The organism is Streptococcus fryi, assembly GCF_053206505.1.
In genome coordinates this window covers 108,831-121,951 of the sequence record NZ_JBRUGW010000002.1, presented here as the reverse complement: position 1 = coordinate 121,951, position 13,121 = coordinate 108,831, and the positions used below count along the sequence as shown (strand labels likewise).

Sequence of the window (13,121 nt, the reverse complement as noted above, 5' to 3'; positions counted from 1 at the left end):
ACAAACAACCTCATCAAAGTCATTAAACGAAATGCCTTTGGATTCCGAAACTTTGACAACTTTAAAAGAAGGATTTTGATTGCCTTGAACATCAAAAAGGAGAGAACCAATCTGATTCTCTCCAGATGTTAGCTTTTCATCTACCCACTACAGTTGACAAAGAGCCGAAAACATTTGGCACTATTTGAACGCAGAAAAGGGCTCCTAATCTCTATGGTGAAGTTACCCACTACAGAAATTACAGAGCGTTATAATACAAAAAGAGTTCAACTCCACCAACCCCTGACAAGTGTTTCTAGATTTGATAAGCATATACTAACAAACCTGCTAACACCATTCCATTGAGTTATCGAAGCGAACTCTATTAAGTTAATACGTTGAATTTAGTTTTTGATACAAACTCAAACCATTATCTTTTGATTATTTTTCAGTAAGAGCAGCAAGACCAGGTAATACTTTACCTTCAAGAAGTTCCATAGATGCTCCACCACCAGTAGAAATCCATGAGAACTTGTCTGCGCGACCAAGGTTAATAGCTGCAGCTGCTGAGTCACCACCACCGATAATTGATTTAACACCTGGTTGTTTAACAATAGCATCCATTACACCGATTGTACCAGCTTGGAAATCAGGGTTTTCGAAAACACCCATTGGGCCATTCCATACAACTGTTTTAGCACCAGTTAATTCTTCATCAAATTTAGCGATAGACTTAGGACCAATGTCAAGACCAAGGAAGCCTTCAGAAACAGCTTCACCTTCAGTGTCACGAACAACATCATAACCAGCAAAAGCGTTTGCTTCTTTTGAGTCAACTGGCAAGATCAGTTTGCCGTTTGATTTTTCAAGAAGGGCTTTAGCCACATCAAGTTTATCTTCTTCAACAAGTGAGTTACCAATTTCAAGACCTTGTGCTTTGTAGAAAGTATAAGTCATCCCACCACCGATAAGGACTTTATCAGCTTTTTCAAGAAGGTTTTCGATAACACCAATCTTGTCAGATACTTTTGAACCACCAAGGATAGCAACGAATGGGCGTTCTGGTGTTTCAACTGCTTCTTGGATGTAGGCAATTTCATTTTCAAGAAGGAAACCTGCAACTGCTTTTTCAACATTAGCAGAGATACCTACATTTGAAGCATGGGCACGGTGAGCTGTACCAAAGGCATCGTTAACAAAGATGCCATCTCCAAGCGAAGCCCAGTATTGACCAAGTTCAGCATCATTTTTAGATTCTTTTTTGCCATCAACATCTTCGAAACGTGTGTTTTCAACAAGAAGTACTTGTCCATCTTCAAGAGCATTGATTGCTGCTTCAAGTTCAGCACCACGAGTAGCACCTGGAATGAAGACAACGTCTTGACCAAGTTTAGCAGCTAGGTCTGCTGCAACTGGTGCCAATGATTTACCTTCTTTGTCAGCCTCTTCTTTGACACGACCTAAGTGTGAGAATAGGATGGCACGACCACCGTTTTCAAGAATATACTTGATTGTTGGAAGTGCAGCTGTGATACGGTTATCGTTTGTGATAACACCATCTTTCAAAGGTACGTTAAAGTCCACACGGACAAGAACTTTTTTACCTTTTAATTCAACGTCTTTAACAGTTAATTTAGCCATTAAATAAAGACTCCTTAAATTTTATTTTACCTTACCATTATACCAATAATCGTGAGAAAAGTCACTAATTTTTACAGAAAAGTCATGAGAAACTCTGCAATTACTCCTCTGATGATAATACATTAAGAGTAATTCAAATGGTAAGTAAAAAAGAAGAACAACATAGTCAATATTTATTGACAATCTGCTCTTCTTTTTAACTTTACATGCTCCAAACGCTTTCAAGGATATTCGTCTGGTCACGGTCCGGACCAACCGAGAAGGTTGAAATACGCACACCAACTAGTTCGCCAATGCGACGAACATAATTACGAGCATTTTCAGGAAGCTCATCAAGACTACGTACTCCTGTAATGTCTTCTGACCATCCTGGTAATTCTTCATAAATAGGTTTACAACGCTTCAATGTCTCAAGACTTGCTGGATAATAATCAATACGCTCACCATCTAAGTCATAAGCCACACAGATTTTCACTTTATCTAAACCAGAAAGAACATCAATTGAGTTAAGACAAAGATTGGTAATTCCTGACACACGGCGACTATGGCGCATCACTACAGAATCAAACCAACCGACACGACGTGGGCGACCTGTTGTTGTTCCATACTCTTTACCAATTTCACGAATACGATGACCTATTTCATCAAAGAGCTCTGTTGGGAAAGGCCCGTCACCAACACGGCTAGTATAGGCTTTACATACCCCAACAACCTTGTTAATCTTGCTCGGACCAACACCTGAACCAATCGTAACTCCTCCTGCCACTGGGTTAGAGGACGTTACAAATGGATAAGTCCCTTGGTCAATATCCAACATAACACCTTGAGCTCCTTCAAATAAGACACGCTTACCTGCATCAAGAGCATCGTTTAAAATAACCGAAGTATCTGTCACATATTTCTTGATTTGCTGACCATATTCATAGTATTCTTCGAAAATGTCCTCAAATGGAATAGGTTCTGCATCGTACATTTTTTCAAACAGACGATTTTTCTCTTCAAGATTGACCTTCAAACGCTCTGCGAAAATCTCTTTATCCAATAAATCGGCAATACGAACACCAATACGAGCCGCCTTGTCCATGTACGCAGGTCCAATGCCTTTGTTGGTTGTCCCGATCTTATTTTCACCTTTTGAAGCTTCTTGTAGTTGATCCAGTTTGATATGATAAGGTAAGATGACGTGGGCACGATCAGAAATACGCAAATTTTCAGTCGTCACTCCCTCACCATGTAGATAAGCCAATTCTTTGACCAATGATTTTGGATTGACTACCATACCGTTACCAATAACAGAGATTTTTTCTGGGAAAAAGATGCCTGACGGAATCAAGTGTAGTTTAAACTTCTTGCCATCTATCACAATCGTATGTCCGGCATTATCACCACCCTGATAACGTGCAATTACCTCCGCATCAGCAGACAAGAAATCTGTAATTTTACCTTTACCCTCATCACCCCACTGGGTACCTACAACAACTACTGAAGTCATATACTCAACTAGGCTGTTAGACAGCCCTTCCTTTCCTATCACTCATGGCAGGACTCTCACCTGCAAAAAATGTCATACACTTCATTATAGCTCAAACCAGTTGAGTTTTCAAGGAAAAACAAAATTGAACGATGTGATTTTCCTTGGAAATGTTTTCTTTTTGTTTATATAAATATATTTTTTGCTTTTTAATATTCGTTATTTGTTTTTTTATTTTAATAAAATCAATGAAATGTACGATTTTTAACAACTCATCATATCCGTAAAACGAAAATAGATTTTCTAACAGACCAATTTTTTATGGTAAAAAAGCATTGTGATTCAAGATTACTCAGCTTTATTTTTCTAAGTCTCTTCACCTTTTCAATTGTTAAAATAAGGGCTTTAGTTTAAAATAGTAGATATAACTATGGAACTTTCTAAAGCTTCTATCTATCTCGTTTTTTAAGGAAAATGTATGAAAACAAAGTATTATTACAAACCCAAACACAAGAAAAATATTTGGACATTTTTGATTATCCTCATCACCCTTCCTTTATTAGTGGAGACACTTGTGGATTTAGAAATCTTGTTATCACTAATGACTCTAGGTGTTCTTGGTTATGGTGGTTACAAATTCATAAAAAAAGGACTGCCATTCACAGATACAAAAAAACAACTCAATCAAAAACAGACTACATTACGTCTACAAGAACTCAAAGCTGCTATCCGCTTAGCAGATCAAGAAGTGACACAGGCCCAAGACCTCCTCAACGAAAAAGCATATGCTCAATACGGAGACTTTGCGCGACAGTTGCTACCTAAAGTAGAACATATTCAGCAAGAAACCTTGGCATTAAAAAATCATTTGGAGCCAAACATCTATCGCCGTATTATCAAAAAATCAGAAGAGGTTATCAGTGACATTACCAGTCAATTACAAAAACTAGAAGAACCTATTAAGCCACAGAAGCATTATTCAGAAGAAGATCATGTCAGAGCAGTCGCTCCTGAAATTCTAACAACTTATCTGAACATCAAACGAGACCACGAAACGATTCTCGTGAAAATCGCAGAGACAGATAACCAGTTTGAACTCAGGGCAATGCATGATACCAATATGAAACGTTTTGAAGACATCTTGGCAGGCTATCTCAAAATAAAGGCTATACCAAAAAACTTTCACAATGCCGAAGAACGCTTAGACAAAGCACGTAAAGCCTTAGAGCAGTTTGATTTGGAGTTAGATCAGACACTACGCGAACTTAACGAAAGTGATCTTGCCGATTTTGAAGTCAGCCTTAGAATGATGTCAAAACACACTCACGACCCCTTACAAGATTATCCACTAGATTAAGGAGACAACCATGACTAACACTTTTCATTTCGATATTGATAAAATTGCCAATGACGCTGTTGCGAAAACTGACAAAACTACAGAAATCATCGTGTCAGAACCAACGACAAGCACTGGTCAGACCTCATTTTTAGCTAAATTAACCCTAGAACAACAAACAGCTATCAAAGACCGTGCCCCACAATTAGTCGACACCTTCCTAGCTGATCAAAATGCCCTGTTGGACTTTGGTCAATCTGCTGTGGAAGAGGTCAACACGACTGTCAACCATATTCTAGCTGAACAGAAGAAAATTGAAATCCCACAAGTTGATGAACTCTTACAAAATACAAACCGTGAATTAAACGGCTTTGTCGCTAAATATAAGGAAGCCAAGCCTGCAGAACTAGAGAAAAAGCCAAACTTCCTCCAAAAATTTTTCAAACAGAGCAAAAATAGTCTCCAAGAGTTCTACTTTGACTCACAATCTTTGGAGAAAAAAATGGACTCTATGGCAGCCCATGTGATTAAACACGAGGAAGTCCTTGCCCGCAATATTGTCTCTGCTGAAATGCTTATCGAAGATAATACTAAATCAATTGAGAATCTTGTCGGCGTCATTGCCTTTGTCGAGGCTACTCAAGAGGAAGGTGCTAATCGAGCAAGACTCTTGCAAAATGAGATTGCTACCTTAGATAGCCAAACGCCTGAATTTCACATGAAATCTCAGGAATTAGCACGCATAACAGAGGTTATCAACACACTAGAACAACAACACACCGAATATGTCAGTCGCCTCTATGTAGCATGGACAACAACACCTCAAATGCGCAATCTAGTCAAGGTATCTTCTGATATGCGTCAAAAATTAGGTATGTTGCGCCGCAATACTATTCCTACGTTAAAGTTATCTATTGCCCAATTAGGTATTCTACAGCAATCCGTCAAATCTGGAGCGACAGCAGACGCTATTGTTAATGCCAACAACGCAGCCTTACAACTTTTAGCTGAAACGAGTAAGGAAGCTATCCCAGCTATTGAACGTTCTGCACAGAGACCGACTGTGGCTATCGAATCTGTGACTGCTTTAGCAGAAAGCCTCGTCGCTCAAAACAATGGTATTATCGCAGCTATTGACAACGGTCGCAAACAACGTGCCCAGCTCGAAACAGCCATCATCAAGTCTGCTGAAACCATTAACGACTCTGTCAAACTTCGCGACCAAAAAATCGTCCAAGCCCTACTGAATGAAGGACGTCATACGCAGGAAGAAGTTGACACACCTATAACTGAATAGCTAAAAATGACACACGCCAATCCGACGTGTGTCATTTTCTTAGATTATCTTAACATCTCACCACTCGACTATCGAATGGCAGTTAATGCTACTATCTCCAGCCCATTAAATAAGGAACGGCATTCCAAATGACATGATAAATCATCAAATAATAAATGCTATTGGTTCGTCTAAAATAAAGACCAATCAATAATCCTGGTATCAAATAAGTTATAAAATCACTATAACTCCAGCCATAATAGAGAAAATGATTGACTGAGAAAAGGATGGCTGACAGGATAACATCCAAATAATAGCGTCTCCATTTAGTCATCACAGCAAAAACAATGGTACGATAGACTTCTTCAAAAAATGGCGCAACCAACAAGTCCGAAATGAGATAACGATAGTAGAACATGCTATAGAGTGTTGCCCTTCTCAGTAGCGAATCATTGCCAAAAGACGCATGAATATAGGGTAATATAAGCTTTGCCCAACAGACATTGAGTAGAAATAGGAGGACTAAGCCACCGACATAGGAATATCTAAAACGCCACTTAAAAAAATCCTTATAGCCATAGTACAATAGAAGTAATATCCCTAGAATGCCACCCAAAATCATGAGACCATAATAAATGGTAAAGTAGGAAACATCAGACAAAGGGACAAATATTTCCGCGTCCATCAAGCGAAATACCCCTTGAGGAAAGATGAGTAAAAAGAATATTACAAGTAAACCGAATGATTTTTCTTTTGTCATGTGTTTAACCCTCCATTTACTAACTAATGTCTAACATTATAGCATAGATATCTTGTTTTGAAAAAGTGACTCAGTGGAAGAAAAAATTTTTTAAAAAATATCAAATATAATTGACACATCTTTATGTTTTATAATAAATGTATCAAATATATTTGACTTATTTGTTCATGAAAGGAGATTTTATGAACCAAGTAAAAACCTACCAAACACAAATCGGGAAATCTCAACTGACTTTAGCTAAAGAGATAGGGGTTTCTAGACAAACTATCAATATGATTGAAAACGATAAATATACCCTTCTCTTGATGTTTGTATTAAGCTCGCAAGAGCCTTGCAAACAGATTTAAACACTTTATTTTGGAACGACTTGGAGGATTAAACGATGTCAAAAGAAAATTTGCAAATCAAAGCTATCCGCTACTTTTACGATATTCCTGGTACTATCGATGAATACGCCTATCAAGAACTGTCTCATTTCGGGAACAATATGTATATGCTGTTTATAACGACTATTATAGGCAGTTTATTACTATCTCTTTTGACCAATACCGACATTATGGGCATTGCACTAACAGTTGTTTTCTTCTACGCCATATACAAGCAAGGGAAACTAGTGAACAAACTTGGAATTGATAAAATCGAAATTGAAGCTTCTGAACTAAAGACTACACAAGGTAAAATGCTTAAAAGAAGTCTATTGGAGACATTGATTGTAACCCTATTAGGTTTGTCACTATGGTTTTATATTTGGATATATATTATTCCAGATGATGCACTTGTTCATACAAATTTCTATCTTGTAATATCTACTTTAATAATGACAGTGTTATTAGCAGGTTTCAACTTTATCATTTTTTCAATTGCCAATCGCAAAAAGATAATCATTGTTGAAGATTAGAATGATTTAGCAAGGCAAAAGCATTCATGAAAATACAACTAAGCACCAAAACACCACACGCCAATCTGACGTGTGGTATTTTGTAATCTCTTCATTAGTAGAGTATCTCAATTTAAGATAACCAAAATGTAAATTTCTGTTAATGAAATCATCGCTTCCGTTTATCTAATAGGAAAAATAACATAACAAACGACAATATGCCATAAAATAGCCTTTCAAATCGGTAAGCTTCTTCTATAAAAAAATTGACCAACACATAAATAAGTAATAAAGCCAATAAAAAGAACCTTAGTGACATTAAAAATAGATACTCCCAAAATAATAATACATAAACGCTAATATATTATTATAACATAAAAGCACATTTAATAACAGACTTGATTTTTTATAAAATTGCGATATAGTGAAGGTGAAAAACTAATCTTTTTAGGAGGAAATGGAGATGTTAAAGACAAAACACTTTATTGAGAAGTATTATTCCTATTACGCAGGTTTTATTATCTGCCTATGGATATCTACCTTATTTCTTTCTTGGAATACTGAATTAGGTGGAATAGCCATTTATCCCTTACTCTTGCAAAAAATATTTCCTGTACTGGGTATTTCCTTGATTGTTATATCCGTCATGCTAAAAAAAGTTAGCCTATTTGTGTTAGGCATCGGAGTCATCTTTGCCTTTTGGATAAATATGTTTATTCTGTTTGCGATTTTACCAGGATTTGTTGGAAACTAAACGGGGTTTGGAACAGACTTGTTCCAAGCTCTTTTTTGTTTGTCCATAACAGATTTATGCTATAATGGAGGTTATGGATAAACTTATTAAAACAATTTCAGAATCAGGTGCCTTTCGTGCCTATGTGCTTGATAGCACACAAACTGTCAAAACAGCTCAAGAAAAACATCAAACGCTAGCTAGTTCGACTGTCGCTTTGGGACGCGCCCTCATCGCTGCACAAATGCTAGCTGCCAACCAAAAAGGCAATAGCAAAATCACCCTCAAGGTTATCGGTGATTCCTCATTCGGCCATATCATCGCCGTTTCTGATACACAGGGACATGTCAAGGGCTACATTCAAAACAAGGGTGTTGACATCAAAAAAACAGCCACAGGCGAGGTCTTGGTAGGACCTTTCATGGGCAACGGCCATTTTGTTGTTATTACTGATTATGGCACAGGCAACCCCTACACTTCTACAACCCCTCTCATCACAGGAGAAATTGGAGAAGATTTTGCCTATTACTTGACAGAGAGTGAGCAAACCCCATCTGCCGTTGGGCTAAACGTCCTGTTAGATGACAATGACCAGGTCAAGGTGGCAGGTGGCTTCATGCTGCAAGTCCTTCCAGGCGCTAAAGAAGAGGAGATAGCTCGTTTTGAGAAACGCCTCCAAGATATGCCTGCTATCTCAAGCTTATTGGCATCTGACGACCACATTGAAGCCTTACTCCATGCCATTTACGGCGATGAACCTTTCAAACGCTTGTCCGAAGAAGACATCCGTTTTAACTGTGATTGCTCAAAAGAGCGTTTCGAAAATGCTCTTGCGACCCTACCAACAAGTGACTTACAAGCCATGCATGATGAAGACCATGGTGCAGAAATCATTTGCCAATTCTGCGACACAACCTATACCTTTACAGAAAGTGATTTAGAGACAATTATCAATGACCAAGCAACTTAACTCATCCTTTATGATTGGCGATGTGGAAATCCCACATCGTACAGTACTCGCCCCAATGGCTGGCGTAACCAATTCTGCCTTTCGTACCATTGCCAAAGAATTCGGATCTGGCCTAGTGGTCATGGAAATGGTATCTGACAAGGGAATCCAGTACAACAACGAAAAAACCCTTCATATGCTTCATATTGATGAAGAAGAACACCCTATGTCTATCCAGTTATTTGGTAGCGATGGCGATAGTCTGGCACGTGCCGCTGAATTTATTCAAGAAAACACCAAAGCAGATATCCTCGACATCAACATGGGTTGCCCTGTCAATAAGATTGTCAAAAATGAAGCTGGTGCCATGTGGCTAAAAGATCCTGAAAAAATCTACTCGGTTATCTCTAGGGTCAAAGAAGTATTGAATATTCCTTTAACCGTTAAAATGCGAACTGGTTGGGCAGATAGTTCTCTGGCTGTGGAAAACGCCCTCGCTGCTGAAAGTGCTGGTGTATCAGCTCTTGCTATGCACGGTCGTACACGCGAACAAATGTACACAGGTACTTGCGACCACGAAACCCTTGCTAATGTGGCTAAGGCACTGACAAAAATCCCATTTATTGGAAACGGTGATGTCAAGACTGTTGAAGACGCCAAATACATGATTGATGTCATCGGTACAGACGCTGTAATGGTAGGGCGTGCTGCCATGAATAATCCCTATATCTTCACTCAAATCAATCATTATTTTGAAACCGGTGAAATCCTACCTGACCTACCGTTTGAAAAAAAATTAGATATCGCTGAAGACCATCTCACACGCCTTGTCAACCTCAAAGGTGAAAACATTGCTGTTCGTGAGTTCCGTGGGTTAGCCCCACACTATCTCCGTGGCACTTCTGGCGCTGCTAAAATTCGTGGTGCCGTATCTCGTGCCGAGTCCTTAGCAGAGGTCCAAGAACTTTTTGAACAAGTCAGAGCTTACTAAAAATACAAAAAAGCAACTGCTTCATGGTTGCTTTTTTTATCCTTCAAAACCTTGACTATCAAAACCATTACTCATGAAAAAGAGACCAGTATCATATCCTAGCCTCCTTACAAACAAAATCATTATTTCATGGATCCTGTAAACATCTCATCACTTCAACTAGTCAGTGTTTTTCTTTTGAAGTTCTTGTTTCAAAAAAATAGCTAGATCATCAATATCTCTTTGAGACACTTGATGATGAAGATAATATAGATTAGCATTATTATTGCTAGCTAAAAAGGCTGTCGTAATAACACAATCATAAGACTTTTTAGCATCATACGGTTCCAAATGTATCAAACGGTTATTTTCTAATCGTCTGCCTAAAGACAATTGTAAAATGGTCTGCTCAAGCTCATCTTCCCCCGTGTAAAGACCAACAGTTATGGTAGTTTGCTGTTCTTCTTGTAAAAAAATCAAAAACTTTAAAATCTCTACCAAGACACGATTAACTAGATCATTCTCTAACCAGTCAGACGATTTAAAAAGAAGTATCCCTTGTAACTCATAGGCAAGAGGCTTTAAATCCTCTTCTACACTTCTGTCAAAGTAGCCTTTCGACCACTTTAGAGGTCTAACACTCACTGCTCCTTGGAAGAAATAGGTTTGAGCAGCTAGTTGCCCCAAACGATAAATCACTTGTTCATGAAGTTTATGTTGTAATAGCCCCTGCCTTCGGAGATAACCAATTGCCTCGGTCACAACTTCTGAAATAGGCCCACCAAACCCTAACATATATTCAATCGTTTGAATTGGCAGAATAAAGTGTGAGGATAAGTAGGCAAATAAAGAGTCTACTTCATGACGATCAAATTCTTGGGCAAATTGCCCAAAATAGTGTAGACTAGCACGTTCTAGACGCTGAAAGAAAACATGCTCTTCATAAGGTGCTAGATGCTCAGCAAGAGCCTTTGTATCTTTGTGGCGAGCAGAGAGGCGTTGCAGACTAATACTTAACCAAAGTTGTAATCGAAAAGCTTTATCAGTGGATAAGGTAATCCCGTATAATCTCTCTAACATCACTAAAGCCCTATCAAGAGGGTAACGGTTAATTTGGTCGTCTAATTCTTTTTTTGACCAAGTCTGTAGTAGCAACTCATAATAAAAATAACGGCGTTGATGCTCAGGCCCCAATAAACTCCCTTGCACGATAGCCAAATTAAATTCTAGTAGCAATAGATTCAAACTGGCTAAATGACGATTTAGAGTTGCCTCGCTAATCAATAACTCTTGAGATAATTTCTGAATGGTAAAATGCTCATGTTCAAAAAGATAGCTTAAAATCTGATATTTTACTGCATTAGTGAGAAAAGGACGCACTATATCTTGCAAGCTTACATATGGCCCCTGATAAAAAGAAAGCTGTGTGTCCTCTAAAGTGAGATAACAATCTAGTTGATGCTCATCAAAAAGTTCATTCATGGCATCAATATACTTCATCAAGGTTACTCTCGATAGACCAGTTTCACGCATCAACTCTTTCAAAGACATTGGTTTTAGCTGGCTTTTTAAGAGTGTGATGAGCTGATATTGTATCTGCTCTGTTTTCTCCATTAAGCTTTCGATTTGCATATGCCTATCCTCTTCTCAAAAATAGCCTGAACCGCTTGGTGTAAATGATAGTAAAGCTCCATGTGACCCAGACTAAGCATAAAATCTTGACTTGCTAAATCTTCATCTGTTAATTGATGACTCATTGCAGTTACTAATTGAGCGACTATCGGACTAACATCAACGCTTGCAATGATTTGAGCACCTAAAAACAAACCATCCTTTTTAGAGACGATTAACTTTAAGGCTAAAAAGTCACCTGATAGCATGGATGCCTTCGTATCATAATAGTGAGTAACGACTTCAGAATATAAGCTTGCTTCTTCCTCTGTCTGCCCTAAACTGCTACGGTAAAAACCAAAAACACTATGTGTAACTGCTTTGACGGATGGCAACAACGGTCTATTAGTATAGCCATATATCGCATAGGCTGCCTGTTCTGCTGTTCTAATAGCATTGCTGACCAATGGAATATAAGCTCTTTCACCACTTGGTGCTACTTGGGAAACCAAATCACCAATGGCATAAATATCCGAATCACTTGTGCGCATCATCTCGTCTACTGTAATCGTCTTATCAAAATTCATAAGAACTTGACCCTCTAACAAAGTGCTATTAGGACGAAAGTTAACAGCCAATAAAACAGCGTCTGCTAATAAGTGTTGATTCTGAGTCTTAACAAGTAACCCTTGTTCTGATTCAGTAATGCTTTCAACCCTTTCATTAGCAAAGTAAGGAACTTGATGTTGTCTGAGGTAATCTAGTAACGGCGAAATCATCTCCTCATCGGTATCCCTAAAATTTAAGCGAGGACCAGCCTCAACCAAAGTCACTTGTTTCCCTAGGGCATGGTACGTGTGACAAGCTTCTAAACCTACAGGACCAGTGCCTACGATGACTAATCGCTCCGAACGATTTAACCATTCTTTTGCTATCTCGCTAGAATAATAATCTTTTGTTGTTAAAACACCAGTCAAATCAGTCCCCTCAATATAGCTAGATTGTGGACTTGCACCCATGGCACAGACTAATTTGTCATAAGCAATAACCTGTTCTTCACCTTCTCGCTCTACAATAACTTCCTTTAGACCACCATCAATCGAGGTCACTTGATAACCTAAAAAACTGATGAGATTTAAACTTTGAAATACCTCTCTACTAAAAACGAATTCCCCTAATTGTTCTATTTTTCCTTGATAATACCAATTCAAACTATTCGGAATATAGCCCACTTCTTGATGTTCGTCTATCAAAACGAATTCAGCTTCGGGCATCAATTGTCCAAGCTTTTTAAGACAAGTTAGACCTGCAAATGATGCACCAATAATCACAACTCTCATTCTAGACCACCTCTCTATTGAATGTCTATTATAGCATATCCAAACTATTTTAGAAAACGATTACACCACAACGGGTTCATTTCATTCAAAAAGAGCTAAGTAAACAGATAAACTGCACCTCAAGGATTAGATATCACATCTAACCTTTGAAGTGCAGTTCAGTACTTAACTCTCTTTA

At 38.3% G+C, this 13,121-nt stretch carries 12 protein-coding genes and 1 pseudogene; 8 read left to right on the top strand and 5 right to left on the bottom strand.

The genetic code is table 11. From position 1 onward, the window contains the following. Nucleotides 1-132, top strand: a 132-nt coding sequence (locus tag ACVRZH_RS01495; protein ID WP_447453556.1) for a transposase, incomplete at its 5' end; no start/stop codon positions are given. A 288-nt stretch (nucleotides 133-420) separates the two neighbouring features. On the opposite strand, the gene ACVRZH_RS01490 is transcribed toward ACVRZH_RS01495, so the two are convergent. Both ACVRZH_RS01490 and ACVRZH_RS01485 read right to left on the bottom strand, forming a co-directional pair. Continuing rightward, nucleotides 421-1,620 carry a phosphoglycerate kinase gene (locus ACVRZH_RS01490; RefSeq protein ID WP_447453550.1) on the bottom strand — a complete coding sequence of 400 codons (1,200 nt, stop codon included), beginning with the start codon at nucleotides 1,618-1,620 and terminating at the stop codon, nucleotides 421-423. A gap of 202 nt (nucleotides 1,621-1,822) precedes the next feature. Continuing rightward, nucleotides 1,823-3,112, bottom strand: a complete 1,290-nt coding sequence (locus ACVRZH_RS01485; protein ID WP_447453549.1) for an adenylosuccinate synthase — start codon at nucleotides 3,110-3,112, stop codon at nucleotides 1,823-1,825. 457 nt (nucleotides 3,113-3,569) lie between these two features. Between ACVRZH_RS01485 and ACVRZH_RS01480 the strand changes: the two genes are divergently transcribed. Continuing rightward, complete coding sequence (locus ACVRZH_RS01480) at nucleotides 3,570-4,448, top strand: hypothetical protein (RefSeq protein ID WP_447453548.1); 879 nt, start codon at nucleotides 3,570-3,572, stop codon at nucleotides 4,446-4,448. A 10-nt stretch (nucleotides 4,449-4,458) separates the two neighbouring features. Then, complete coding sequence (locus ACVRZH_RS01475; RefSeq protein ID WP_447453547.1) at nucleotides 4,459-5,724, top strand: toxic anion resistance protein; 1,266 nt, start codon at nucleotides 4,459-4,461, stop codon at nucleotides 5,722-5,724. Nucleotides 5,725-5,815: 91 nt separating this feature from the next. On the opposite strand, the gene ACVRZH_RS01470 is transcribed toward ACVRZH_RS01475, so the two are convergent. Beyond that, nucleotides 5,816-6,463: a CPBP family intramembrane glutamic endopeptidase gene (locus tag ACVRZH_RS01470; protein ID WP_447453546.1), complete on the bottom strand. Its 648-nt coding sequence runs from the start codon at nucleotides 6,461-6,463 to the stop codon at nucleotides 5,816-5,818. 182 nt (nucleotides 6,464-6,645) lie between these two features. On the opposite strand from ACVRZH_RS01470, the pseudogene ACVRZH_RS01465 reads away from it, so the two are divergent. From ACVRZH_RS01465 to dusB, 5 genes and pseudogenes are all read left to right on the top strand, one after another. Further along, nucleotides 6,646-6,842: pseudogene (locus ACVRZH_RS01465) on the top strand (helix-turn-helix transcriptional regulator). 3 nt (nucleotides 6,843-6,845) lie between these two features. Then, a complete protein-coding gene (locus ACVRZH_RS01460) occupies nucleotides 6,846-7,361 on the top strand; it encodes a DUF3278 domain-containing protein (RefSeq protein WP_447453545.1) in 516 nt (171 codons plus the stop codon). Between the two features lie 442 nt (nucleotides 7,362-7,803). Then, nucleotides 7,804-8,094 carry a hypothetical protein gene (locus ACVRZH_RS01455; RefSeq protein WP_447453544.1) on the top strand — a complete coding sequence of 97 codons (291 nt, stop codon included), beginning with the start codon at nucleotides 7,804-7,806 and terminating at the stop codon, nucleotides 8,092-8,094. Between the two features lie 73 nt (nucleotides 8,095-8,167). Then, the gene (gene hslO / locus ACVRZH_RS01450; protein ID WP_447453543.1) at nucleotides 8,168-9,043 is read left to right on the top strand and encodes an Hsp33 family molecular chaperone HslO; all 876 of its coding nucleotides are present in this window, start codon (nucleotides 8,168-8,170) and stop codon (nucleotides 9,041-9,043) included. Then, the gene (dusB, locus tag ACVRZH_RS01445; protein ID WP_447453542.1) at nucleotides 9,027-10,013 is read left to right on the top strand and encodes a tRNA dihydrouridine synthase DusB; all 987 of its coding nucleotides are present in this window, start codon (nucleotides 9,027-9,029) and stop codon (nucleotides 10,011-10,013) included. Before hslO ends, dusB begins: the two co-directional genes overlap by 17 nt. Before the next feature lie 159 nt (nucleotides 10,014-10,172). Here the strand turns inward: dusB and ACVRZH_RS01440 are convergent, their stop codons facing one another. Both ACVRZH_RS01440 and ACVRZH_RS01435 read right to left on the bottom strand, forming a co-directional pair. Continuing rightward, on the bottom strand, nucleotides 10,173-11,624 hold the full coding sequence (locus ACVRZH_RS01440; protein WP_447453541.1) for an AcpB/EbpR/MafR family transcriptional regulator: 1,452 nt from the start codon (nucleotides 11,622-11,624) through the stop codon (nucleotides 10,173-10,175). Continuing rightward, nucleotides 11,606-12,943: an FAD-dependent oxidoreductase gene (locus ACVRZH_RS01435; protein ID WP_447453540.1), complete on the bottom strand. Its 1,338-nt coding sequence runs from the start codon at nucleotides 12,941-12,943 to the stop codon at nucleotides 11,606-11,608. The genes ACVRZH_RS01440 and ACVRZH_RS01435 overlap by 19 nt, the downstream gene beginning before the upstream one ends. Nucleotides 12,944-13,121: the final 178 nt, after the last annotated feature.

Coding starts and splice junctions, on each gene's coding strand:
- ACVRZH_RS01490 (WP_447453550.1), bottom strand. CDS start 1,620: ATGGCTAAATTAACTGTTAAAGACGTTGAATTAAAAGGTAAAAAAGTT.
- ACVRZH_RS01485 (WP_447453549.1), bottom strand. CDS start 3,112: ATGACTTCAGTAGTTGTTGTAGGTACCCAGTGGGGTGATGAGGGTAAA.
- ACVRZH_RS01480 (WP_447453548.1), top strand. CDS start 3,570: ATGAAAACAAAGTATTATTACAAACCCAAACACAAGAAAAATATTTGG.
- ACVRZH_RS01475 (WP_447453547.1), top strand. CDS start 4,459: ATGACTAACACTTTTCATTTCGATATTGATAAAATTGCCAATGACGCT.
- ACVRZH_RS01470 (WP_447453546.1), bottom strand. CDS start 6,463: ATGACAAAAGAAAAATCATTCGGTTTACTTGTAATATTCTTTTTACTC.
- ACVRZH_RS01460 (WP_447453545.1), top strand. CDS start 6,846: ATGTCAAAAGAAAATTTGCAAATCAAAGCTATCCGCTACTTTTACGAT.
- ACVRZH_RS01455 (WP_447453544.1), top strand. CDS start 7,804: ATGTTAAAGACAAAACACTTTATTGAGAAGTATTATTCCTATTACGCA.
- hslO (WP_447453543.1), top strand. CDS start 8,168: ATGGATAAACTTATTAAAACAATTTCAGAATCAGGTGCCTTTCGTGCC.
- dusB (WP_447453542.1), top strand. CDS start 9,027: ATGACCAAGCAACTTAACTCATCCTTTATGATTGGCGATGTGGAAATC.
- ACVRZH_RS01440 (WP_447453541.1), bottom strand. CDS start 11,624: ATGCAAATCGAAAGCTTAATGGAGAAAACAGAGCAGATACAATATCAG.
- ACVRZH_RS01435 (WP_447453540.1), bottom strand. CDS start 12,943: ATGAGAGTTGTGATTATTGGTGCATCATTTGCAGGTCTAACTTGTCTT.